The organism is Achromobacter aegrifaciens, assembly GCF_902859965.1.
GTDB lineage: Bacteria > Pseudomonadota > Gammaproteobacteria > Burkholderiales > Burkholderiaceae_B > Achromobacter > Achromobacter aegrifaciens.
In genome coordinates this window covers 1,343,216-1,365,235 of record NZ_CADIKO010000001.1, presented here as the reverse complement: position 1 = coordinate 1,365,235, position 22,020 = coordinate 1,343,216, and the positions used below count along the sequence as shown (strand labels likewise).

At 66.9% G+C, this 22,020-nt stretch carries 19 protein-coding genes; 1 reads left to right on the top strand and 18 read right to left on the bottom strand.

All coding sequences use genetic code 11. The annotated features are described in order from the left end of the window. From hisC to HV793_RS06245, 15 genes are all read right to left on the bottom strand, one after another. Nucleotides 1-1,089 carry a histidinol-phosphate transaminase gene (hisC, locus tag HV793_RS06315; protein ID WP_175212849.1) on the bottom strand — a complete coding sequence of 363 codons (1,089 nt, stop codon included), beginning with the start codon at nucleotides 1,087-1,089 and terminating at the stop codon, nucleotides 1-3. Next, nucleotides 1,086-2,390 (bottom strand): histidinol dehydrogenase, encoded by a 1,305-nt coding sequence (gene hisD / locus HV793_RS06310; protein WP_054455499.1) that lies wholly within the window; start codon nucleotides 2,388-2,390, stop codon nucleotides 1,086-1,088. Before hisD ends, hisC begins: the two co-directional genes overlap by 4 nt. 53 nt (nucleotides 2,391-2,443) lie before the next feature. Then, on the bottom strand, nucleotides 2,444-3,121 hold the full coding sequence (gene hisG / locus HV793_RS06305) for an ATP phosphoribosyltransferase (RefSeq protein WP_054455497.1): 678 nt from the start codon (nucleotides 3,119-3,121) through the stop codon (nucleotides 2,444-2,446). Beyond that, nucleotides 3,118-4,383, bottom strand: coding sequence for a UDP-N-acetylglucosamine 1-carboxyvinyltransferase (murA, locus tag HV793_RS06300; RefSeq protein WP_054455494.1), 1,266 nt, complete (start codon nucleotides 4,381-4,383; stop codon nucleotides 3,118-3,120). Before murA ends, hisG begins: the two co-directional genes overlap by 4 nt. Then, nucleotides 4,383-4,628 (bottom strand): BolA family protein, encoded by a 246-nt coding sequence (locus HV793_RS06295; protein WP_013390953.1) that lies wholly within the window; start codon nucleotides 4,626-4,628, stop codon nucleotides 4,383-4,385. The genes murA and HV793_RS06295 overlap by 1 nt, the downstream gene beginning before the upstream one ends. A 5-nt stretch (nucleotides 4,629-4,633) precedes the next feature. Continuing rightward, nucleotides 4,634-5,446, bottom strand: coding sequence for an ABC transporter permease (locus HV793_RS06290; RefSeq protein ID WP_054455492.1), 813 nt, complete (start codon nucleotides 5,444-5,446; stop codon nucleotides 4,634-4,636). Then, nucleotides 5,443-6,255: an ABC transporter ATP-binding protein gene (locus HV793_RS06285; RefSeq protein WP_054455490.1), complete on the bottom strand. Its 813-nt coding sequence runs from the start codon at nucleotides 6,253-6,255 to the stop codon at nucleotides 5,443-5,445. The genes HV793_RS06290 and HV793_RS06285 overlap by 4 nt, the downstream gene beginning before the upstream one ends. Nucleotides 6,256-6,424: 169 nt before the next feature. Next, nucleotides 6,425-7,054: an MlaC/ttg2D family ABC transporter substrate-binding protein gene (locus tag HV793_RS06280; RefSeq protein ID WP_175180349.1), complete on the bottom strand. Its 630-nt coding sequence runs from the start codon at nucleotides 7,052-7,054 to the stop codon at nucleotides 6,425-6,427. Between the two features lie 37 nt (nucleotides 7,055-7,091). After that, on the bottom strand, nucleotides 7,092-7,898 hold the full coding sequence (locus HV793_RS06275) for an MlaA family lipoprotein (protein WP_054455487.1): 807 nt from the start codon (nucleotides 7,896-7,898) through the stop codon (nucleotides 7,092-7,094). An 81-nt stretch (nucleotides 7,899-7,979) separates the two neighbouring features. Then, entirely contained in the window at nucleotides 7,980-8,477 is a 498-nt protein-coding gene (mlaD, locus tag HV793_RS06270) for an outer membrane lipid asymmetry maintenance protein MlaD (protein WP_054455485.1), read from the bottom strand. A 12-nt stretch (nucleotides 8,478-8,489) separates the two neighbouring features. Next, nucleotides 8,490-9,278 (bottom strand): lipid asymmetry maintenance ABC transporter permease subunit MlaE, encoded by a 789-nt coding sequence (gene mlaE / locus HV793_RS06265; protein ID WP_054455483.1) that lies wholly within the window; start codon nucleotides 9,276-9,278, stop codon nucleotides 8,490-8,492. After that, a complete protein-coding gene (locus HV793_RS06260; RefSeq protein ID WP_054455481.1) occupies nucleotides 9,275-10,111 on the bottom strand; it encodes an ABC transporter ATP-binding protein in 837 nt (278 codons plus the stop codon). Before HV793_RS06260 ends, mlaE begins: the two co-directional genes overlap by 4 nt. A gap of 242 nt (nucleotides 10,112-10,353) precedes the next feature. Further along, nucleotides 10,354-11,415, bottom strand: a complete 1,062-nt coding sequence (locus HV793_RS06255) for an NAD(P)H-dependent flavin oxidoreductase (protein ID WP_054455479.1) — start codon at nucleotides 11,413-11,415, stop codon at nucleotides 10,354-10,356. A gap of 18 nt (nucleotides 11,416-11,433) precedes the next feature. Next, nucleotides 11,434-12,411: a Bug family tripartite tricarboxylate transporter substrate binding protein gene (locus HV793_RS06250; protein WP_175212848.1), complete on the bottom strand. Its 978-nt coding sequence runs from the start codon at nucleotides 12,409-12,411 to the stop codon at nucleotides 11,434-11,436. Nucleotides 12,412-12,436: 25 nt separating this feature from the next. Then, a complete protein-coding gene (locus tag HV793_RS06245) occupies nucleotides 12,437-13,660 on the bottom strand; it encodes a YbfB/YjiJ family MFS transporter (RefSeq protein WP_175212847.1) in 1,224 nt (407 codons plus the stop codon). A 65-nt stretch (nucleotides 13,661-13,725) separates the two neighbouring features. On the opposite strand from HV793_RS06245, the gene HV793_RS06240 reads away from it, so the two are divergent. Then, nucleotides 13,726-14,598 (top strand): LysR family transcriptional regulator, encoded by an 873-nt coding sequence (locus tag HV793_RS06240; protein ID WP_175212846.1) that lies wholly within the window; start codon nucleotides 13,726-13,728, stop codon nucleotides 14,596-14,598. A 34-nt stretch (nucleotides 14,599-14,632) separates the two neighbouring features. On the opposite strand, the gene HV793_RS06235 is transcribed toward HV793_RS06240, so the two are convergent. From HV793_RS06235 to HV793_RS06225, 3 genes are all read right to left on the bottom strand, one after another. After that, on the bottom strand, nucleotides 14,633-15,271 hold the full coding sequence (locus HV793_RS06235; RefSeq protein WP_054455471.1) for an OmpW/AlkL family protein: 639 nt from the start codon (nucleotides 15,269-15,271) through the stop codon (nucleotides 14,633-14,635). Nucleotides 15,272-15,465: 194 nt separating this feature from the next. Then, nucleotides 15,466-16,932, bottom strand: a complete 1,467-nt coding sequence (locus HV793_RS06230) for a glutamate synthase subunit beta (RefSeq protein WP_175212845.1) — start codon at nucleotides 16,930-16,932, stop codon at nucleotides 15,466-15,468. 8 nt (nucleotides 16,933-16,940) lie between these two features. Then, a complete protein-coding gene (locus HV793_RS06225; RefSeq protein ID WP_054455466.1) occupies nucleotides 16,941-21,680 on the bottom strand; it encodes a glutamate synthase-related protein in 4,740 nt (1,579 codons plus the stop codon). Between the last annotated feature and the right edge of the window lie 340 nt (nucleotides 21,681-22,020).

The window sequence follows — 22,020 nt, the reverse complement described above, 5'->3', positions numbered from 1 at the left end:
TTAAGCACTCAAAATCTCTTGCAGGGCGGATAGCAAGGCGGCGTTTTCGGCCGGGGCGCCCACCGAGATGCGCAGGCAGTCGGCCAGCAGCGGATGGGCGTTGGAGAAGTTGCGAATCAATATTTTGCGCGTTTTCAGGGCAAGATGCACGGCGTTGCCGTCCAGCTTGCCGGAAAAGCGGGCAAGAACGAAGTTGCCGGCGGAAGGGAATACCCGCACCCCGGGCAGTTGGGCCAGGGCGGCGGCCAGCGGTTCGCGGTCTGCACGCAGGCGGGCGGCCTGTTCGTCCAGCACCGGTTTGTGGCGCAGCACGGCCGACAGCGTGGCCTGGGTCAGCACGTCCAGGTTGTAGGGCGGGCGGACCTTGTTCAGTTCCGCGATCCAGGCTGGGTGGCCGGCCAGGTAGCCGAAGCGCAGGCCGGCCAGGCCGATCTTGGACACCGTGCGCATGACGACCACGTTCGGCGCGTCCAGCACCTGCGGCATCCAGGTGTGGCCGGCGAAGGGCTGGTAGGCCTCGTCCAGCACCACCAGGCCGGGGGCGGAGGCGATGATGGCCGCTACATCCTCATCGGACCAGAGGCCGCCGGTGGGGTTATTGGGCACGGCCAGGAACACCACCTTGGGCTGGTGTTCCTGGATGGCGGCCAGCATGGCCGGCAAGTCCAGGGTCAGGTCGGCCGTCAGCGGCACGCCGACGAAGCGGGCGTGGTCGAAGCGCGCGGCCATGTCGAAGAAGACGAACGACGGCCAGGGCGACAGCACCGTGTCACCCGGATTGCAGCAGGCCTGCACCACGATGTGGATAAGCTCGTCCGAGCCGTTGCCGAACAGCACGTCTGCCCCATCCGGCACGCCGAACGCCGTTTTCACGGCCGCTTGCAGCGCCGACAGGTCAGCCGCGGGGTAACGGTTCAGCGGCGTGTCGCGCACGGCGCGGGCGATGTCGTCGCGAACCGCCTCGGGCAGTTCGTAGGGGCATTCCATGGCGTCGAGCTTGATGCAGCCCTCGGCATGGGCCACGGGATAGGCGGCCAGCTCGCGGATGTCCGCCCGGACGGTGCCGGCGATGCGGCCCGGCACGGTCATGGCTGGTCGATCCGGTATTGGGCGCTGGCGGCATGCGCCTGCAGGCCCTCGCCCAGCGCCAGTTCGGCGGCGATGCGGCCCAGCTTCTGGGCGCCCTGGTGCGAAACCTGGATCAGGCTGGAGCGCTTCTGGAAGTCATAGACGCCCAGCGGCGAGGAAAAGCGCGCAGTGCGCGAGGTCGGCAGCACGTGGTTGGGACCGGCGCAGTAGTCGCCCAGCGATTCGGAGCTGAAGCGGCCCATGAAGATGGCGCCTGCGTGGCGGATCTGCGCGGTCCATTTTTCGGGGTTCTCGGTGGAGATCTCGAGGTGCTCGGGCGCGATGTCGTTGGCGATCCGGCAGGCTTCTTCGAGATCCTGGACCAGGATCAGCGCGCCGCGGTTGGCCAGGCTGACGCGCAGGATGTCGGCGCGCGGCATGGTGGGCAACAGGCGTTCGATCGAGGCCTGCACTTCTTCGATGAAGGCGGCGTCCGGGCACAGCAGGATGGATTGCGCCAGTTCATCGTGCTCGGCCTGGGAGAACAGGTCCATGGCGATCCAATCGGCCGGCGTCTTGCCGTCGCAGATGACCAGGATTTCGCTGGGGCCGGCGATCATGTCGATGCCGACGACGCCGAACACGCGGCGCTTGGCGGCGGCGACGTAGGCGTTGCCCGGGCCGACGATTTTGTCCACGGCCGGCACGGTGGCGGTGCCGTAGGCCAGCGCGCCCACGGCCTGCGCGCCGCCGATGGCGAAGACGCGGTCCACGCCGGCGATGGCCGCGGCGGCCAGCACGATGGGATTGCGCACGCCGTCCGGCGTGGGCGTGACCATGACCAGTTCCTGCACGCCCGCGACCTTGGCCGGGATGGCGTTCATCAGCACCGAGGACGGATAGGCGGCCTTGCCGCCGGGCACATACAGGCCCACGCGGTCCAGCGGAGTCACCTGCTGGCCCAGCATGGTGCCGTCGGCATCCGTGTAGGTCCAGGTCTCGGCGCGCTGGCGTTCGTGGTAGCTGCGCACGCGGTCGGCGGCGGCTTCCAGTGCGTTGCGCTGAGCGGCGGGCAGCGCGGCCAGGGCCGCCTGCCAGTCCGCCTTGGGGATCTCCAGCGTCTGGGCCGATGCGCCGGGCATGCGGTCAAAGCGCTGCGTGTATTCCACCAGCGCGGCGTCGCCGCGGGCGCGCACGTCGGCCAGGATGCCGGCCGCGGCGCGGTCGATGGATTCGTCCTCGGTGGCTTCGAAGGCCAGCAGCGTGGACAGGGCGGATTTGAATCCGGGATCGCGGGAGTCGAGACGATTGATCAGGGCCATGGCGTCATGGAGCAAGCAGGTAACGGCCGCCGCGGCGTCGCGGCGGGCGAGGGTCAGGCGTTGCGGGCAGCGGCTCTTTCGAAGGCGTCCAGCAGCGGTTGCAGGCGGGCGCCGCGGGTCTTCAGCGCGGCCTGGTTGACGATCAGGCGCGAGGAGATCGGCATGATGTCTTCCACCGCGACCAGGTCGTTGGCGCGCAGGGTGCCGCCGGTGGACACCAGGTCCACGATGCAGTCGGCCAGTCCCACCAGCGGCGCCAGTTCCATCGAACCATACAGCTTGATGATGTCCACGTACACACCCTTGGCCGCGAAGTGTTCACGGGCTGACTGCACGTATTTGGTGGCCACGCGCAAACGCGCGCCCTGGTGGACGGCGCCTTCATAGTCGAAGCCCTTGCGCACGGCCACAGCCAGGCGGCACTTGGCGATGTTCAGGTCGATCGGCTGATACAGGCCGCCGGGCTGCTCCTTGGCGTGCTCGATGAGCACGTCCTTGCCCGCGATGCCGAGGTCGGCCGCGCCGTACTGCACATAGGTGGGCACGTCCGAGGCGCGCACGATGATCAGGCGCAGGCCGGGGTCGCTGGTGGGCAGGATCAGCTTGCGCGAGCTTTCGGGATTCTCGGGGACTTCGATGCCGGCCTCGGCCAAGAGCGGCATGGTTTCTTCGAAGATGCGCCCTTTGGACAGGGCCAGGGTCAAGGGGGGGATGACGGTGGCATCGTTCATGCCTGTTCCTTGGTGACGCGTTGGATGTTCGCGCCCAGGGCGCGCAGTTTGACTTCCATCTGGTCGTAGCCGCGATCCAGGTGGTAGATGCGGTCGACCAGGGTTTCGCCTTCGGCCGCGAGGCCGGCGATGACCAAGCTGGCCGAGGCGCGCAGGTCGGTGGCCATGACGGTGGCGCCCGACAGCTTCGGCACGCCGCGCACGATGGCGGTGTGGCCGTCGATGTCGATGTCCGCGCCCATGCGGCGCAGTTCCTGCACGTGCATGTAGCGGTTTTCGAAGATGGTCTCGACGACGACCGAGGTGCCTTCGGCCACGGCGTTCAGCGCCATGACCTGGGCCTGCATGTCGGTGGCGAAGCCGGGGTACTCTAGCGTGCGAAAGCCCACGGCGCGAGGGCGCGAGGACATGGCGCAGCGGATCCAGTCGGGGCCGGTCTCGATGGTGAGGCCGGCCTCGGTCAGCTTGCCCAGCGTGGCGCCGAGGATGTCCGCGTCGGTATTGCGCAGGACGATGTCGCCGCCCGCCGCGCCGACGGCGCACAGGAAGGTGCCGGCTTCGATGCGGTCGGAGATGACGCGGTGTTCGGCGCCGTGCAGGCGCTCGACGCCGTCGATCACGATGCGGCTGGTGCCGTGGCCCTGGATGCGAGCGCCCATCTTGATGAGCAGTTCGGCCAGGTCCACCACTTCCGGTTCGCAGGCGGCGTTTTCCAGCACGGTCCGGCCTTCGGCCAGCACGGCGGCCATCAGCAGGTTCTCGGTGCCGGTGACGGTGACCATGTCGGTGCGCACGGAGGCGCCCTTCAGGCGCTTGGCGCGCGCCACCACGAAGCCGTGTTCGATGCTGATTTCCGCGCCCAGCGCGGCCAGGCCCTTGATATGCTGGTCCACGGGGCGCTGGCCAATGCTGCAGCCGCCGGGCAGGCTGACGCGGGCTTCGCCGAAGCGCGCCAGCAGCGGGCCCAGCACCAGGATGGAGGCCCGCATGGTCTTGACCAGATCGTAGGGAGCTTCCAGCTTGTCGACCTGGTTGGCCTGCAGCGTGACCGTGCCGTCCGCGTCACGCTCGGCGCGCATGCCCATGCGGCCCAGCAGGCGCAGCATGGTGGCCGTGTCGTTCAGGTGCGGCACGTTGCTGAGGGTCAGCGCGTCGGCGGTCAGCAGGCCTGCGCACAGGATGGGCAGGGCCGAGTTCTTGGCGCCGGAGATGGAGATTTCGCCTTGCAGGCGCGAACCTCCGGTGATGCGTAGCTTGTCCATTACTTGCCTGCTTGCTGGTATTCGGCGGGAGTCAGGGTGCGCATGGACAGCGCATGGATCTCGGCCTTCATGCGGTCGCCGAGCGCGGCATAGACCAGCTGGTGGCGCTGGATCAGGCGCTTGCCTTCGAATGCAGTGCTGACGATGACCGCGTCGAAATGCGAGCCGTCGCCTTGCACGTCGAGATGTTCACAGGGCAGGCCGTCCGCGATGTATTGGCGGACTTGCGCGGGAGTGGGAAGCATGGACGTCAGTTCCTGAGTTTGTAGCCGCTGGCCAGTAGCCGCAGCGCATAGAGCGATAGCGCGAGGAACACCCCCGTCACCACCGCCAGGCTGCGCCAGGGGGAGACGTCCGACACCGAGAAGAATCCGTAGCGGAAGCCGTCGATGGTGTAGAAGATGGGGTTCCAATGGGACACGCCCTGCCAGAAGGCGGGGAGCGTGTGGATGGAATAGAACACGCCGGACAGGAAGGTGGCCGGCATGATGAGGAAGTTCTGGAAGGCCGCGAGCTGGTCGAATTTTTCGGACCAGAGGCCCGCGATCAGGCCCAGCACGCCCATGATGCCGCAGGCCAGCACGGCGAAGACGGCCAGCCACAGCGGGTGGGTGGGAATCAGCGACACGAAGAACAGCGCCACCACCCACACGCACAGCCCGACCGCGAGGCCGCGCACGATCGCCGCCAGCACATAGGCGGCGAAGATGTCGCGGTGCGACAGCGGCGGCAGCAGCATGAAGACCAGGTTGCCCGTGATGCGGCTCTGGATCAGCGACGACGAGGGATTGGCGAAGGCGTTCTGCAGCATGCTCATCATCATGAGCCCGGGAATCAGGAACGCCGTGTAGGGCACGCTGCCATACACCATGACGCGCCCTTCCAGCACGTGGGCGAAGACCAGCAGGTACAGCAGCGCGGTGATGACGGGCGCGGCGATGGTCTGGAAGCTGACTTTCCAGAAGCGCAGCAATTCCTTGCGCAGCAAGGTCGGGAAGCCGGAGCCCGCATCCAGGCGGGGCTGCACCAGCGGCTGGCTGGCGGTCGCGGCGGGCTGGGTCATGACGAGATCTCTTCGGGTTGCAGGGCGGGCGCGGGTTGCTCGTCGCCTTCGTGCATGATGCGCACGAAGGCGTCTTCCAGGTCGACGCCGCCGACGCGGGCCATCAAGGCCTGGGTGGTGTCCAGCGCCACGATGCGGCCGCGCTTGAGCATGGCGATGCGGCCGCACAGGGCTTCCGCTTCTTCCAGGTAGTGGGTGGTCAGCATGATGGTGTGGCCGGCCTTGTTCAGGCGCGAAATGAATTCCCACAGCGTGCGCCGGAGGTCCACGTCGACGCCGGCGGTGGGTTCGTCCAGCACGATCACGGGCGGGCGGTGCACCAGCGCCTGGGCCACCAGCACGCGGCGCTTCATGCCGCCGGACAGCGCCCGCATATTGGAGTTGGCCTTGTCGGCCAGCCCCAGGTTGAACAGGATTTCGTCGATCCAGTCGTCGTTCTTGCGCAGGCCGAAATAGCCGGACTGGATGCGCAGGGTCTCGCGCACCGTGAAGAACGGGTCGTAGACCAGCTCTTGCGGCACCACGCCCAAAGCCCGCCGCGCCGACTTGTAGTCGGCCACGACGTCGTATCCACAGACCGTGGCGCGGCCCGAACTGGCGTGCGCCAAGCCGGCCAGGATCGAGATCAGCGTGGTCTTGCCGGCGCCATTGGGGCCGAGCAGGCCGAAGAACTCGCCGTGCTCGATATTCAGGCTGACATTGTCCAGCGCCTGGAAGCCGGCGGCGGGCGCGCGCCCGAGCAGCTTCTGCCAGCCGCGCTGGCGCGGGGAGTAGACCTTGGAGACGTTTTCTAGACTGACGGCGGACATGACGGCGGGAGATGGCCCGAAAAGAGCGAATTGATCATTATATAAGCGCGTCGCTGCCGTTCCGGCCGGTAGCCCTGGCATTCCCCCGGGTATCCGGCTGGTCTGTCCCTAAAAGAATCGGCCCGGCGGGCCACTGGGGCGCGCCGGGCCGCGACAGCCGCAAGGCCGATCATTGGTTGCGTTGGTTCAACGCCTTGATCAGGCCGTCGATGCCGTCGCGGTTGATCTGCTGCGCGAACTGGTTGCGGTAGTTCTCGATGAGCCAGATGCCTTCGACGTTCATGTCATAGATCTTCCAGCCTTGGCCCGTCTTTTCCAGGCGGTAGTCGACGCCCACCGGCTGGTCGTTGCCCTGGGAGATCAGGGTGCGCACGACCACGTCGTCGGCTTTGGGGTCGCCGCGGAACGGCAGTGCGCGCACCGTGGTGCTGGACGTGACGCGGGTCAGCGCGCCGCTGTAGGTGCGCACCAGCGTGCCGCGGAAGGCCTCGGCCAGTTCCTTTTTCTGCACATCGTTGGCCTGGCGCCAGTAGCGGCCGGCGGCCAGGCGCGTGGTCTTCTGGAAGTTGACGTAGGGCAGGATGTGCTCGTTGACGACCTGGTTGATGCGGGCGGTGTTGCCCGCCTTGACGGCGCCATCGGCCTTCAGCACGTCCAGGGCCTCGTTGGCCGCGGCGAGCACGAACTGGTCGGGAGAACCGTTGGGGTCGGGTTTGGCCTGCGCGCCGGCGCTCAGGCCCAGGGCCACGAGGCCCGTGAAAACCAGACGCTGCAGCAGGGAAACAAAGGAAACTCGCATCAAAACTCCTTACTTGTACTGGGGCGCACCCCGCGGCTTACTTGGCCGCAGGTTGCGCCGCGGGTTGAGCCGCCGGCTGCGCGGCGGGGGCGGCGTCGTCCTCGTCGTCTTCGTAGTTGGGCAGCGAGGACTCGTCGTCCACCTTCTGGCCCAGCACCATGGCGGCGCGGCGCTGCAGATAGGCGTCGCGCACGAAGCTGTAGGGATCGAGCGCGACGCGGTCGATGGTGTCGGTGGCGCTCAGCAGGCTGGCGCGCGTGTCCACCACGCGCAGGCCCCACAGCGAGTTGCGCAGGCGCACGTTGTCGATGGAATCGACGCCCATGTAGCCGTAGGTGGTGCCCGCGTAGTCGCCGATCAGGCCAGCGCCGTCGCGTACCGACGACGAGCCGAAGAACGGCAGCACCAGGTACGGACCCTGGCTGAAGCCCCACACGCCCAGCGTGGTGCCGAAGTCGTTCGGGATGCGGCGCGCGCCGTTGGCCGAGGCGACGTCGAAGCAGCCGCCCACGCCCATGGTGGTGTTGAACAGGAAGCGGCCCAGCGTGTTGACGAAGTCGTGGCCGCGGCCCTGCAGGAAGCTGTTGGCGCCGGACCAGAGGTCACCGACGTTGCTGAAGATGTTGTGCACGCAGCTGCGCACCGGCTGCGGCGTGACGAAGGTGTAGGCCTGCGCCACCGGCTTGAAGACGGCACGGTCGACGGTGTCGTTGAATTTGTAGACGCCCCGGTTGAAGCCTTCCCAGGGATCGCGGGGATCCGGGTTCTGCGGCGCGGCGCAGCCTGCCATCAGCGCGCCCGCGGCGGCAACGGTGGCAATCCTGCAAATGGTTTTCTTATTCATGATCAGGGCATCCCTATCAACGATTCTTATGATATTGCGTACCTTGGACGCGCTGCTGTTACCGCGTCTGTCGCATTGTCTTTAATTTGGCGTTTTCGCGGCGGGTTCCGGCGCGCTCGAGCCTTGCTTCTCGGCCGACCCGTACAGGAACTGGCTGATCAGTTGTTCAAGCACCACGGCGCTTTGCGTGTAGCGGATCTTGCCGCCGTCGACAAAGTTTTCCTCTTCGCTGCCCGCGGTCAGGCCCAGGTATTGTTCACCCAGCAGGCCCGACGTCAGGATGGACGCCGAAGTGTCCTTGGGGAACTGATAGGCCGTTTCCAGGTTGACCGAGACGATCGCCTGGAAGGTCTTGTCATCGAACGAGATGCCGGCGACCCGGCCCACGACGACCCCCGCGCTCTTGACGGGCGCGCGCACCTTGAGGCCGCCTACGTTATCGAAGTTGGCCGTCAGCGTATAGGTCGGGGCGAAAGAAAAGGTGCTCAAGTTGCCGGCGCGCAACGCCAGGAACGCCAGCGCGACCGCGCCCAGCAATACAAACAGGCCTACCCAGAAGTCGGTTTTTTCGCGAGACATGATCGATCCGTATCAATTTCCAAACATCAAGGCGGTGAGCAGGAAGTCCAGCCCAAGTACCGCCAGGGAGCCCACCACCACGGTGCGCGTGGTCGCGCGGGCAACGCCTTCGGGGGTGGGCTTGGCTTGCCAGCCCTCATAGAGCGCGACCAGCGTCACGGTGACGCCGAAGACCAGGCTCTTGATGACGCCATTGGCCACGTCTTTCCAGACGTCGACGCCGTTTTGCATCTGCGACCAGAACGCGCCGGCGTCCACGCCGATCAGCAGCACGCCCACGACCCAGCCGCCCAGGATGCCCACCATGGAGAACACCGCCGCCAGGATGGGCATGGCGATGATGCCGCCCCACAGACGCGGCACCAGCACGCGGCGGATGGGGTCGACGGCCATGACTTCCATGGCTGCGAGTTGCTCGCCGGCCTTCATCAGGCCGATTTCGGCCGTGAGAGAGGTGCCCGCACGGCCCGCGAACAGCAGCGCCGTGACCACGGGCCCGAGTTCCCGCACCAGCGACAGGGCCACCAGCAAGCCCAGCGCTTCTTCAGAGCCGTAGCGGTTCAGCGTGTAATAGCCTTGCAGCCCCAGCACGAAGCCCACGAACATGCCGGAAACGGCAATGATGAGCAGCGAGTAGTTGCCGATGAAATGGACCTGCTGCGACACCAGCCGCGGACGCGACAGCGCAATGCCGCTGCGAGCGAGCATGGCGCCGAAGAACCGGGTGAAGTAGCCGATGCCGGAAACGCGGTTGCGCACCCAGCCGCCCAGCGCGCCGATGGCGTTGTTGGATCCGCTCATGCGCGGCGGCCCTCCTGTTGCGAAAGCCACTTCTTGAAAGCGGGCGTCTCGGGATATTGGAACGCGACGGGGCCGTCGGGCTCCCCTTTGAGGAACTGTTGCACGTAGGGGTCTTGCGAGGCCGACAGCATTTCGGGGGTGCCGGCCGCGGCAAGCTTGCCCTGGCCGACCAGGTACACCTGGTCCGCGATGGCAAACGATTCATGCACGTCGTGCGTGATCAGCACCGAGGCGCAGCCGAGGCGGTCGGCCAGGTTGCGGATCAGGCGGGCGGTAATGCCCAGCGAGATCGGGTCCAGCCCCGCAAACGGCTCGTCATACAGAATGAGTTCGGGTTCCAGCACGACGGCGCGGGCCAGCGCCACGCGCCGGGCCATGCCGCCGGAGATTTCCGCCACTTTCAGGTGCGCGGCTGCGCGCAGGCCGACGGCGTCGAGCTTGTCCAGCACGCGCTCGGTGACTTCGGGCTCCGCCAGCTTGGTGTGTTCGCGCAGCGGGAAGGCCACGTTCTCGAAAACGTTCAGGTCAGTGAAAAGCGCGCCCTGCTGAAATAGGACGCCCATGCGCGTGCGCAGCGATTGCAGTTCGGTGCGGCTGACGTGGGCCATGTCCTGGCCGAAGGCCAGCACCCGGCCCCGCTGCGCGGTGAGCTGGCCGGTGGCCGCGCGCAACAGCGTGGTCTTGCCCGAACCCGAGCCGCCCATGATGGCGACCACCTGGCCGGCGCGCACGTCCATGGAAATGTCGCGCAAGACGGTGAAATCACCATAGCCTAGCGCTACACCTTCCAGGCGCAGGGCGAATTCCGGGGTCTTGCTGGTTTGAGCGGGCATGGGCAACGAAAGGGTGTTTCGGCGGCGGAGCTTGCCCTGCTGTCCGGTCGATGCGACCGGCAAAATTCATGGCCGGCGCGGCGAAGACAGGCGGCGTCGGGAAGCGCCCTGTTACTCATATGCCGGGGGCGAGGTCGGGCCTGGGCTCCCGGCGGCGAGGCGCCATTGTAGCCCGACGCTTTGTAATCACAACGCGAGAGCCCGCGCGTGGAACAGTGTTTTCGGTTCAGGGAACAATATGCTCAGCGGCGCGCCTGCGCCGCCGCGGTCTCCCGGGCCAGCCGCGCGACCAGGTCGGCGGTGGTCTCGCGCCGCGCGAGCGGCGCGCCCTGGCCGGCCCACAGGGACAGCATGTCGGTGTTGCCGGCCTTGCCGCCCGCCGTGCGCATGGGGCGCGTCAACGCGTTCTGCAGGGGGTAAGGCAGGATGTCGGCCGCAATCGCGTCGGCCTCGCGCATGAAGGCGTTTTCGATGCCGCGGGCAGGCCGGCCCGAAAACGCACGGGTCACCCGCGACTGTTCCGCCCGGGAGGCGGGCAGCAGCGCCTTGTAGGCTTCATTGATGCCGGATTCCTCGGTCGTCAAGAAGGCCGTCCCCATTTGTGCCAGATCGGCGCCCAGGGCCAAGGCGGCGGCGATACCGCGGCCGTCCATGATGCCGCCAGATGCAATAACAGGGACAGAGACTGCGTCGACCACCTGGGGCACCAGCGCCATGGTGCCGATCAGCGATTCCTCGAAACCGTCCAGGAAGGTGCCGCGGTGGCCGCCGGCCTCGGCGCCTTGCGCCACGATGGCGTCCACGCCGTCCGCTTCAAGGGCCACCGCTTCGCGCACGGTGGTCGCGGTGCCCACGGTCAGAATGCCCAGTTCGCGGCAGCGCGCGATGGCCGCGGCCGGCATGCGGCCGAAGGTGAAGCTGAAGACGGCCGGACGCACCCGCAGGATGGCTTCGATCTGCTGCGGCAGCGGATCGGCTTGCGGGCCGGGCGCGGCGGGCGCCGGCAGGCCCAGCTGCTGGTGGTAGCGCGCCATCAGCGCCAGCATGCGACTGGCGTCGCCGCGCATGGGTTCTTCCGGCACCGACGCGAACAGATTGATGGCGAACGGGAGCGGCGTGCGCGCACGGATGTCGCGCGCCGCCGCCTCGATCTGCTCGGGACTCATATAGGCCGCCCCGAGCGAACCCAGGACTCCCGCCTTCGATGCTTCGGAAACCAGCTCCACCGTCGTGGCGCCGCCGGCCATGGGGGCCTGGACGATGGGATGGTGCAGCTTGAGCAGATCAATCAGACGGGTAGCCATGGAATTACTCCTGGAAGGTTACTGAAGCTGGATGTTCCCAGCCTTGATGACGTGGGCCCACTTCTCGGTTTCGCTCTTGATGAAGGCGCCGAATTCCTCGGGCGTGCCGCCGCCCGCCTGGCTGCCGGTGTCGGCGATGGCCTTCTGCACGTCCGGTTCCTTCAGGATGCGGTTGAACTCGGCGTTGAGCTTGGCGATGATGGGCGCGGGCGTGCCGGCGGGGGCGACGATGCCCTGCCAGTTGTAGGACTCGAAGCCCGGCAGGCCGGATTCGGCCATGGTGGGCACGTCGGGCAGCACGGCCAGGCGCTTGGCGGACGTGACCGCGATGGGGTGGATCTTGGCGCCCTGGATCGCGGGCAACGCGGAATAGCCCATTTCGAACATCATCGAGATATGGCCGCCCATGAGGTCCGTCGCGGCCAGGCTGCCGCCCTTGTACGGGACGTGGACGATGTCGATCTTGGCCTGTTCGCGGAACATTTCGCCGGACAGGTGGTGTGCGCCGCCTACGCCGGACGAGCCGAAGGACAGCTTGCCGGGCTGCTTCTTGGCCAGCGCGATCAGGTCCGCCAGCGTCTTCACCGGCAGTTCGTTGTTCACGCTCAGCACCAGCGGGCTGTTTTCGATCAGGATGATCGGGGCCAGATCCTTTTGCGGATCGTAGGGCATGTCCTTCATCAGCGTCGGGTTGACCGCCATGGGCGCCAGATTGCCGGTGCCGATGGTGTAGCCGTCCGGCGCCGCGCGCGCGATCAGGTTGGTGCCGACCACGCCGCCGGCGCCTGCCTTGTTCTCGACCACGATGGGCTGGCCCAGCGTGTCGCCCAGCTTGCGCGCCAAAAGGCGTACGCGGGTGTCGGCGAAGCCGCCCGGCGCGTAGGGCACGATCATGGTGATGGGCTTGGCCGGCCAGTCGGCGGTCTGGGCCTGGGCGGCGCCGCCGAAGGCGGCGGTGGCTGCCAGGGCGGCAATAAGGGGACGCAATGCTTTCATACAGATGACTCCTGGTTTTGTTTTTTTAATGTGAACGGGCCCGCGGGCCGATCGCATTATGCCCAGCGGCCACGTCATCTGTCGTGATCTTTCCCAAACGCCATGCGGACAACGCCAACAGTGCCGCGCTGGCCGCCAGCACTTGCGGCAGCCCGGCGCCCCAATGCGCCGCCCAGGACGCCAACAGCGGTCCCAGGATCTGGCCGGCGGCGAAAGCCGCGGTCATGAGGGCCGCCGCGCGTGGCGCGGCGGCGCCGGCCGAACGCCTGGAGGCCAGCATTCCCGCCTGCGTAATCACCATGAAGGTGCCGCCCACCAGCACCGCGGCCACGATCACGGCGGCGATGTGGTGCCATAGCGCCACGGCCAGCATGCCCAGCGCCATGAGCGCCTGGGCGGCGCGCCAGACTTGCACGCTGTCGCGGCCCCGTGCCAGGCGGGGCACCAGCAGGCAGGACACCGCTGCGGCCATGCCGAACAGGGGCCAGGCCCAGCCGAAGATGGCCGGGTCGGGAATGATTTCCTTCGCCATCGCCGGCAGGAAAGTGGCCGGAATGATGTAGCCCACGCCGAACGCGCCATAGTGCAGCGCCAGCGCGGGGATGTCGCGTGGCAGCCGGGCGGCGGGTGCGGCGGCGCTGGCCGATTGCGCTGGCATTGGCGCCGCCTGGCGGCGCAACCCTGGCCAGGCGATCGCGGACAGGGCCAGCGCCAGCGCCCCAAGCGCGAACCACACCGTGTCGGCGCGCGGGTCCCAGGCTGCCAGCGCCAGGCAGGCCAGCCCCGTCAGCGCAATGCCCGCGCCCACGCCGGCGTAGGTCACTGCGGACGCGCCCGCCTCGCGCGGATCGCCCGCGGCCACTGCCCGCCACGCCGCCACGCAGATGAAGGCGCTGGCGCTGGCGTAGCCGGCGGCCAGTCGCAGCGCGCACCAGACCGCCATGCCATGCCAGACAGGCATGGCCAGCGTCAGCAGGGCCACTGCCAGCAGGCTGGCCGCCAGCGTGCCCCGCAGCCGGCGGATGGGCCAGGCGACCGCAGCCAGCGCGCCCAGCAGATACCCCGCGTAGTTGGCCGAAGCCAGCCAGCTGCCCTGGGATAGCGACAGGCCGGCTTCCTGGGCCATCAGGGGCCAGACCGGCGTGAAGGCGAACCGGCCTATCCCCATGGCGGCGGCCAGGGCCAGCGCCGCCGGCCATGCCAGGGCGGCAGCGCTGCGTGACGAGGAAGGGTAATTGGGCGTTGACATGGCCCTTACTCTACGGCTGTACTAATATCATTAATAGTGAATTATTAAGATAGCGAGTTCTCAAAATGAGAAACTTGGACCTGGATGCGCTGCAGATCTTCAAGGCGGTTGCCGACCAGGGCGGCGTGGCGCGCGCCGCTGCCCATCTGAACCGCGTGCAGTCCAACGTGTCGACGCGCCTGAAGCAGCTGGAGGCCTCGCTGGAGGCGCCGCTGTTCCGCCGCCAGAATCGCCGGCTGGTGTTGTCTGACCAGGGGCGGGTGCTGCTGTCCTACGCCGACCGGCTGCTGCGCTTGGCGGACGAAGCCCAGGCCGCGGTACGCGACGGCTCGCCGCAGGGTGTGCTGCGCATCGGCACCATGGAAAGCACGGCGGCCGCGCGCCTGCCGCCGATCCTGGCGGCCTATCACGCGGCCTGGCCGCAGGTGCGGATCGAACTGGTGACCGGCACGTCGGCCGCGCTGGCGGCCAAGGTGCGCAACTACGAAATCGAGGCCGCGTTCGTGGCGCAGCCCTTTCCGGGCGAAGGGCTGGCGGCCATGGATGCCTTCAAGGAAGAACTGGCGCTGATCTCGCCGCTGGCCTGGGATCCGATCGACAGTCCCAAGGACCTGGGCGACCGCAGCGTGATTGCCTTCGCGTCGGGATGCTCATACCGGCGCATCCTGGAATCCTGGCTCAACCAGGAAGGCATTGCGCCAGGCAAGGTGATGGAGTTCGCCTCGTACCACGCCATCGTCGCCTGCGTGGCGGCGGGTTCGGGCGTGGCGATTGTGCCGCGTTCGGTGCTGGCGGTGCTGGGGGCGGAGCACACGGTGCGCATCGGCGCCCTGTCCGGCTCGCATGGCCGGGCCCTGACCCAGCTGGTCTGGCGCGCCGACGACGACACGCCGGCGTTGCAGGCCCTGCGGCACAAGCTGGAGGCGCCGCAAGGCTGAGGAAGGCCGCGCCTGGTGCGCGGCCCTTTTGCCTTTAGAAGCGGTAGCCGACGCCGATCGTCGCGACCCACGGATCGATGCGCGCGGTGCCGATGTGCTGGCCGTCCAGCTTCACCTTGGAACGGATGTCGATGTAGCGGATGTCTGCGTTCATGAACCAGCGCTCGTTGATCTTGAAGTCCGCGCCCAGTTGAGCGGCCACGCCCCAGGAATCGCCCAGCTTCAGGTCCGAACCCTTCAGCGCGCCTTCCGCCTTGGTGTCGAAGAAGTGGGTGTAGTTGATGCCCACGCCGATGTACGGCTGGATCATGCTGTCGGGCAGGATGTGCCATTGCAGGCTGAGCGTCGGCGGCAATTGCTTGGTCGAGCCGATCTTGCCCAGGCCGCTGCCGCTGACGTCATGCTGGAAGGGCCAGGCGCCCAGCAGTTCGATACCGATGTTGCGCGTGGCCATGTAGGTCAGCGTGAAGCTCGGGCGTACGTTGTTGTTGACGTCGAGTCCGACGCTGCCGTTGAGCACGGTGCCGTTGTTGGACGAGGGGCGGACCTGCGTCACGCCGACCTTGAACAGCACGTCGCCCGCTTCGTGGGCATGCGCGGGGGCGGCGAGCGTGCCAGCGGCGATCAGGCCGGCGATGGCGGTGGCGCGGATACGGCCGTTCAGCGAAAACATTCTCTTCTCCGATCTTTCCATTGGGTGAGACGACAGGTTCTCAAACCTGGCGTCCGGCCCGCTTGATGTGTGTCAAATCGTGAAAAGACCGCAATCGAAAAGTGGTTATGTTGCAACAGGCGGGGGTGCGGGAAAAAAAATCGCCGCCGGCGCAATGCGCTCGGCGGCGATCCGGCCCGGCCTGATCGTGGCGATCAGCGCGGCAGTTCGCTGCTGCCCATGAGGTAGGCGTCCACCGAGCGCGCGCACTGGCGGCCTTCGCGGATGGCCCAGACCACCAGGGACTGGCCGCGGCGCATGTCGCCGGCCGTGAAGACCTTCTCGACGTTGGTGCGATAGTCGTCGGTATTGGCGCGCACGTTGCCGCGCGCATCGCGGTCCACGCCGAAGGCATCCAGCACCGTCTGCACAGGCGACACGAAGCCCATGGCCAGCAGCACCAGGTCGGCCTTGATCTCGAATTCCGAGCCCTCGACCTCGCGCATCTTCATCTGGCCAGTGGCTTCGTCCTTGAACCATTCGACGCGCGCGCCGACCAGCTTCTCGACCTTGCCGTTGCTGCCCTGGAGCAGCTTGGTGGTCACGGACCAGTCGCGCTCGCAGCCTTCTTCGTGCGAGGACGAGGTGCGCATCTTGAGCGGCCAGTACGGCCAGGTCATGGTCTTGTTCTCGCTTTCCGGTGGCTGGGGCATCAGCTCGAATTGCGTGACCGAGGCCGCGCCGTGGCGGTTGCTGGTGCCGACGCAGTCCGAACCCGTGTCGCCGCCGCCGATCACCACCACGTGCTTGCCCTTGGCCAGCGTCTGGTTGGTGAGCCGGTCGCCCGCCACCGCCTTGTTCTGCTGGCGCAGGAAGTCCATGGCGAAGTACACGCCCGACAGTTCGCGGCCAGGCACCGGCAGGTCGCGCGGGGTTTCCGAACCGCCGCTCATCACCACCGCGTCGAACTCGGCCAGCAGCGATTCCGGCGTGCGCACCGTCAGGCCGTCGGCCACGGGGTCGCTGGGATTGCCGATGTAGGTCGACGGCGCGAATTCCACGCCCTCGGCTTCCATCTGCGAGATGCGGCGGTCGATCTGGTGCTTTTCCAGCTTGAAGTCGGGGATGCCGTAGCGCAGCAGGCCGCCGATGCGGTCGCTCTTTTCGAACAGCGTCACCGAGTGGCCGGCGCGGGCCAGCTGCTGCGCGCATGCCATGCCCGCGGGGCCGGAGCCCACCACGGCAACCTTCTTGCCGGTCTTGCGCGCCGGCACCTGCGGCGACACCCAGCCTTCGGCCCAGCCCTTGTCGATGATGGCGTGTTCGATGGACTTGATGCCGACAGCGTCGCTGTTGATGTTCAAGGTACAGGCAGCTTCGCACGGCGCCGGGCAGATGCGGCCGGTGAACTCGGGGAAGTTGTTGGTGGAGTGCAGGACGTCCAGCGCGCGCTTCCAGTCCTGCCGGTACACCAGGTCATTCCAGTCCGGGATGATGTTGTTGACCGGGCAGCCGTTGTTGCAGAACGGGATGCCGCAGTCCATGCAGCGCGCCGCCTGCTGCTTGGCCTGATCGTCGCTCAGGTGCAGCACGAATTCGCGCCAGTTCTTCAGCCGCTTCTGCGGGGCCTCGGAGGCCTCCTGCAGACGCTGAAATTCCATAAAGCCGGTAATCTTTCCCATGGTATCCCTCACGCAGCCAGTTGTTGCGGGTTGGCTGCACGCCACATTTCACCCAATGCGCGGCGGTAGTCCGTCGGCATGATTTTCACGAATTTGCCGCGCGAGGCTTCCCAGTCGCCCAGGATCTCGCGGGCGCGGAAGCTGCCGGTGTAGCGGAAGTGATCTTCCACCAGGCGGCGCAGGATGGTTTCGTCCGTTTCGCGTTCACCGCCGCGCTGCGCGCTGTGCCAGACGTCGATGTTGTTCTGGGCGAGCTGTTCCGCGTGCGGCACGATGCTTTCCAGTTCGACCATGGACAGGTTGGCGCGCTGCTTGAGCGTGCGTTCCGGATCCCACACGTAGGCCACGCCGCCCGACATGCCTGCCGCGAAGTTGCGGCCGGTCGTGCCCAGCACCACGACGGTGCCGCCGGTCATGTATTCGCAGCCGTGGTCGCCGGTGCCTTCCACGACGGTGGCCGCGCCCGAGTTGCGCACCGCGAAGCGTTCGCCGGCCACGCCGTTGAAGAACGCCTCGCCCGCCAGCGCGCCGTACAGCACGGTGTTGCCGGCGATGATGTGGTCCGGGCCGAAGCCGCGGAAGTCGTTGGGCGAGCGCACGATGATGCGGCCGCCCGACAGGCCCTTGCCGACATAGTCGTTGCCTTCGCCCACCAGGTCCATCGTGATGCCGTGGGCCAGGAACGCGCCGAAGCTTTGGCCGGCCGTGCCGTTGCACTGGATGTGGATGGTGTCGTCCGGCAGGCCCTCATGGCCGTAGCGCGCGGCCACCGCGCCCGACAGCATGGCGCCGATGGTGCGGTTGCGGTTGCGCACGGGGACGATGAAGGACACCTTCTCGCCGCGTTCCAGCGCGGGCTTGCTGCGCTCGATCAGCTGGTGGTCCAGCGCGCCGGCCAGGCCGTGGTCCTGCTCTTCGGTCTGGCGCACGTCGGCGTCGGATTGCGTTTGGTGGAACACGCGGGCGAAGTCCAGGCCCTGGGCCTTCCAGTGCTCCACGCCCGAACGCATGTCCAGCAGGTCGGCGCGGCCGATCAGGTCGTCGAACTTGCGGATGCCCAGCTGGGCCATGATTTCGCGGACTTCCTCGGCGATGAAGAAGAAGAAGTTCACGACGTGTTCGGGCTTGCCCTGGAATTTCTTGCGCAGGACCGGGTCTTGCGTGGCCACGCCCACCGGGCAGGTGTTCAGGTGGCACTTGCGCATCATGATGCAGCCTTCCACGACCAGCGGCGCGGTCGCGAAGCCGAATTCGTCGGCGCCCAGCAGCGCGCCGATGACGACGTCGCGGCCGGTCTTCATCTGGCCGTCGGCCTGCACGCGGATGCGGCTGCGCAGGCGGTTGAGCACCAGCGTCTGCTGCGTTTCGGCCAGGCCCAGTTCCCAGGGCGTGCCCACGTGCTTGATGGACGACACCGGGGATGCGCCCGTGCCGCCGTCATGGCCGGCGATCACGACGTGATCGGCCTTGGCCTTGGCGACGCCCGCGGCCACCGTGCCCACGCCCACTTCGGACACCAGCTTGACCGACACCGAAGCCTTGGAATTCACGTTCTTCAGGTCGTGGATCAGCTGGGCCAGGTCTTCGATCGAGTAGATGTCGTGGTGCGGCGGGGGCGAGATCAGGCCCACGCCCGGCACCGAGTAGCGCAGCTTGGCGATGTATTCCGACACCTTGTGGCCGGGCAGCTGGCCGCCTTCGCCGGGCTTGGCGCCTTGGGCCATCTTGATCTGGATCTGGTCGGCCGACGACAGGTATTCGGCGGTCACGCCGAAACGGCCCGAGGCCACCTGCTTGATCTTGGAGCGCAGCGAGTCGCCCTTCTTCAGTTCGACGTCCGCTTCGATGCGGTCCGAGCCCAGCACCGAGGCCAGCGTATCGCCGTCCTTGATGGTGCTCTTGCCTTCGCGCATTTCGGCGCGGTAGCGCAGTTCGTCCTCGCCGCCTTCGCCGGTGTTGGACTTGCCGCCGATGCGGTTCATGGCCACGGCCAGCACCGAGTGTGCCTCGGTGGAGATCGAGCCCAGCGACATGGCGCCGGTGGCGAAGCGCTTGACGATTTCCTTGGCGGATTCGACGTCGTCCAGCGGAATCGCGCGCGACGGATCGAAGCGGAACTCGAACAGCCCGCGCAGCGTCATGTGGCGGCGGCTCTGGTCGTTGATGATCTGCGCGTACTCCTTGTACGTGCGGTAGTTGTTGGCGCGCGAAGCGTGCTGCAGCTTGGCGATGGAATCCGGCGTCCACATGTGTTCTTCGCCGCGCACGCGATAGGCGTATTCGCCGCCCGCGTCCAGGTCGTTGGCCAGCACCGGATCGGTGCTGAAGGCGGCGCGGTGCTGGCGCAGCGCTTCCTCGGCCACCTGGAAGATGCCGATGCCTTCGATGTTGGAGGCGGTGCCGGTGAAGTACTTGTTCACCAGCGCGGTCTGCAGGCCCACGGCTTCGAAGATCTGCGCGCCGGTGTAGGACATGTACGTGGAAATGCCCATCTTGGACATGACCTTGTTCAGGCCCTTGCCGATCGCCTTGATGAAGTTCTTGACCGCCTTTTCGGGGTCGTTCATCTTGCCCAGCGATTCCAGCGCCAGGTAGGGGTGGATGGCTTCGGCGCCGTAGCCGCCCAGCAGCGCGAAGTGGTGCACCTCGCGCGCCGAGCCGGTTTCCACGACCAGACCGGTGTTGGTGCGCAGGCCGGCGCGGATCAGGTGCTGGTGGACCGCGGAGGTCGCCAGCAGCGCGGGGATGGCCACGCGCTCGCTGTCGACCAGGCGGTCGGACACGATCAGGATGTTGTAGCCGCTGCGCACCGCGTCCACGGCGCGCGCGCACAGCGCGGCCACGCGGGCTTCGATGCCTTCGGGACCCCAGGCGGCGGGATAGGTGATGTCCAGCTCAAAGCTGCGGAACTTCTTGCCCGTGACCTGCTCGATGTCGCGGATCTGCGCCATGGCGGCGAAATCCAGCACCGGCTGCGACACTTCCAGGCGCAGCGGCGGGTTGACGTTGTTGATGTCCAGCAGGTTCGGCTTGGGGCCGATGAAGGACACCAGCGACATCACCAGCTGTTCGCGGATGGGGTCGATCGGCGGGTTCGTGACCTGCGCGAACAATTGGCGGAAGTAGTTGTAGAACGGCTTGGCGCGGTCGGACAGCACGGCCAGCGGGGCGTCGTTGCCCATCGAGCCGATGACTTCTTCGCCGGTCGTGGCCATGGGTTCCAGGATGAACTTGTAGTCTTCCTGGGTCCAGCCGAAAGCCTGCTGGCGATCCAGCAGCGACACGGACGACTGCGTGGCGACGGCGGCCTGGCGCGGCGCCGGCAGCGATTCCAGCTTGATCTGCAGGCGTTCAATCCACTGGCGGTACGGCCGGCTGTTGGCCAGCTGCAGCTTGATCTCGGCGTCGTCGATGATGCGGCCCTGTTCCAGGTCGATCAGGAACATCTTGCCCGGTTGCAGGCGCCACTTCTTGACGATGCGGTTTTCGGGGATGGACAGCGTGCCGGCTTCCGAAGCCAGGATGACCATGTCGTCATCGGTGACCAGGTAGCGGGCCGGGCGCAGGCCGTTGCGGTCCAGCGTGGCGCCGATCTGGCGGCCATCGGTGAACGCGACCGCGGCGGGGCCGTCCCACGGTTCCATCATGGCCGCGTGGTACTCGTAGAAAGCGCGGCGGCTTTCGTCCATCTGCGTGTGCTGTTCCCAGGCCTCCGGGATCATCATCATCATGGCGTGGGCCAGCGAGTAGCCCGAGTTCACCAGCAGTTCCAGGCAGTTGTCGAACGTGGCGGTGTCCGACTGGCCTTCGTAGACGATGGGGTACAGCTTCTTCAGGTCCTCGCCCAGCACGGCCGACTGCATCATGCCTTCGCGGGCGCGCAGCCAGTTGAAGTTGCCCTTGACCGTGTTGATTTCGCCGTTGTGGGCAATCATGCGGTACGGGTGGGCCAGCGGCCAGGCGGGGAACGTGTTGGTCGAGAAGCGTTGGTGCACCAGCGCCAGGGCCGACACCGTGCGCGGATCGGCCAGGTCGCGGTAGTAGCGGCCGACCTGGTCGGCCAGCAGCAGGCCCTTGTAGACCACGGTGCGCACCGAGGCCGAGGGCACGAAGTATTCCTTGCCGTGCGCCAGATGCATGTTCTGGATGGCGTGGCTGGCGGTCTTGCGGATCACGTACAGCTTGCGCTCCAGCGCGTCCGGCACCATCACGTCGGCGCCGCGGCCGATGAACAGCTGGCGGATCACGGGTTCGCAGGCGCGCACGGCAGGCGACATGGGCATGTCGACGTCCACCGGCACGTCGCGCCAGCCCAGGACGACCTGGCCTTCGGCGCGCACGGAGCGTTCCAGTTCCTGTTCGCAGGCCAGACGCGAGGCCGTTTCCTTCGGCAGGAACACCATGGCCACGCCGTACTCGCCGGGAGGCGGCAGCGTGATGCCTTGATGGCCGAGCTCGTCGCGGTAGAGCGTGTCGGGGATCTGGATCAGGATGCCGGCGCCGTCGCCCATCAGCTTGTCCGCGCCGACCGCGCCGCGGTGGTCCAGGTTTTCCAGGATCTTCAGACCCTGCTGGATGATGGCGTGGCTTTTCTTGCCCTTGATGTGGGCGACGAAACCGACGCCGCAGGCGTCATGCTCGTTCTTCGGGTTGTACAGGCCCTGGGCAGACGGCAGTCCGATGCGGCTGGCATCGATGGGGGTCGCCTTGGGCGGGGGACAGGAGTCGATCGGGGTGATTTGGGGCATGGCGCGCTCCGCAGTGGGCCTGCGTCGTAATGTTGCAGTGCAGGAGACGGACAATACCCCCGACATGAGTAGGGTGCAATAGGAATAAATAGGGTGTGTCCCTTATTTTTGATGTTACCCGTCATCGATCTTTAATTCGGTGACGCATCAAGAGCCGCACGAAATGGGCCTCCCCAGGGGGGTATGCACCAGCAGGGTGCGTGCGCGCCCGATAAAACGCGGTTTTTCTTATTATATGTCCCTAATTATTTGGCGATTTTCAGCAGCCTGAGCCTGAGTCGACGTTGCGGAAACGCAAATGCGCAGGCCGGCCCGAACGGCGTGGCCCGCAAAAGTGAAG

Excerpts from the sequence above, each read along its gene's own strand:
- mlaE (WP_054455483.1), bottom strand. The coding sequence starts at position 9,278 with ATGAGCGGATCCAACAACGCCATCGGCGCGCTGGGCGGCTGGGTGCGC.
- HV793_RS06255 (WP_054455479.1), bottom strand. The coding sequence starts at position 11,415 with ATGGCTACCCGTCTGATTGATCTGCTCAAGCTGCACCATCCCATCGTC.
- HV793_RS06225 (WP_054455466.1), bottom strand. The coding sequence starts at position 21,680 with ATGCCCCAAATCACCCCGATCGACTCCTGTCCCCCGCCCAAGGCGACC.
- HV793_RS06295 (WP_013390953.1), bottom strand. The coding sequence starts at position 4,628 with ATGCTTCCCACTCCCGCGCAAGTCCGCCAATACATCGCGGACGGCCTG.
- HV793_RS06260 (WP_054455481.1), bottom strand. The coding sequence starts at position 10,111 with ATGCCCGCTCAAACCAGCAAGACCCCGGAATTCGCCCTGCGCCTGGAA.
- HV793_RS06250 (WP_175212848.1), bottom strand. The coding sequence starts at position 12,411 with ATGAAAGCATTGCGTCCCCTTATTGCCGCCCTGGCAGCCACCGCCGCC.
- HV793_RS06245 (WP_175212847.1), bottom strand. The coding sequence starts at position 13,660 with ATGTCAACGCCCAATTACCCTTCCTCGTCACGCAGCGCTGCCGCCCTG.
- hisD (WP_054455499.1), bottom strand. The coding sequence starts at position 2,390 with ATGGCCCTGATCAATCGTCTCGACTCCCGCGATCCCGGATTCAAATCC.
- HV793_RS06275 (WP_054455487.1), bottom strand. The coding sequence starts at position 7,898 with ATGAATAAGAAAACCATTTGCAGGATTGCCACCGTTGCCGCCGCGGGC.
- HV793_RS06230 (WP_175212845.1), bottom strand. The coding sequence starts at position 16,932 with ATGGGAAAGATTACCGGCTTTATGGAATTTCAGCGTCTGCAGGAGGCC.
- mlaD (WP_054455485.1), bottom strand. The coding sequence starts at position 8,477 with ATGTCTCGCGAAAAAACCGACTTCTGGGTAGGCCTGTTTGTATTGCTG.
- HV793_RS06280 (WP_175180349.1), bottom strand. The coding sequence starts at position 7,054 with ATGCGAGTTTCCTTTGTTTCCCTGCTGCAGCGTCTGGTTTTCACGGGC.
- HV793_RS06240 (WP_175212846.1), top strand. The coding sequence starts at position 13,726 with ATGAGAAACTTGGACCTGGATGCGCTGCAGATCTTCAAGGCGGTTGCC.
- hisC (WP_175212849.1), bottom strand. The coding sequence starts at position 1,089 with ATGACCGTGCCGGGCCGCATCGCCGGCACCGTCCGGGCGGACATCCGC.
- HV793_RS06235 (WP_054455471.1), bottom strand. The coding sequence starts at position 15,271 with ATGTTTTCGCTGAACGGCCGTATCCGCGCCACCGCCATCGCCGGCCTG.
- HV793_RS06285 (WP_054455490.1), bottom strand. The coding sequence starts at position 6,255 with ATGTCCGCCGTCAGTCTAGAAAACGTCTCCAAGGTCTACTCCCCGCGC.
- murA (WP_054455494.1), bottom strand. The coding sequence starts at position 4,383 with ATGGACAAGCTACGCATCACCGGAGGTTCGCGCCTGCAAGGCGAAATC.
- hisG (WP_054455497.1), bottom strand. The coding sequence starts at position 3,121 with ATGAACGATGCCACCGTCATCCCCCCCTTGACCCTGGCCCTGTCCAAA.
- HV793_RS06290 (WP_054455492.1), bottom strand. The coding sequence starts at position 5,446 with ATGACCCAGCCCGCCGCGACCGCCAGCCAGCCGCTGGTGCAGCCCCGC.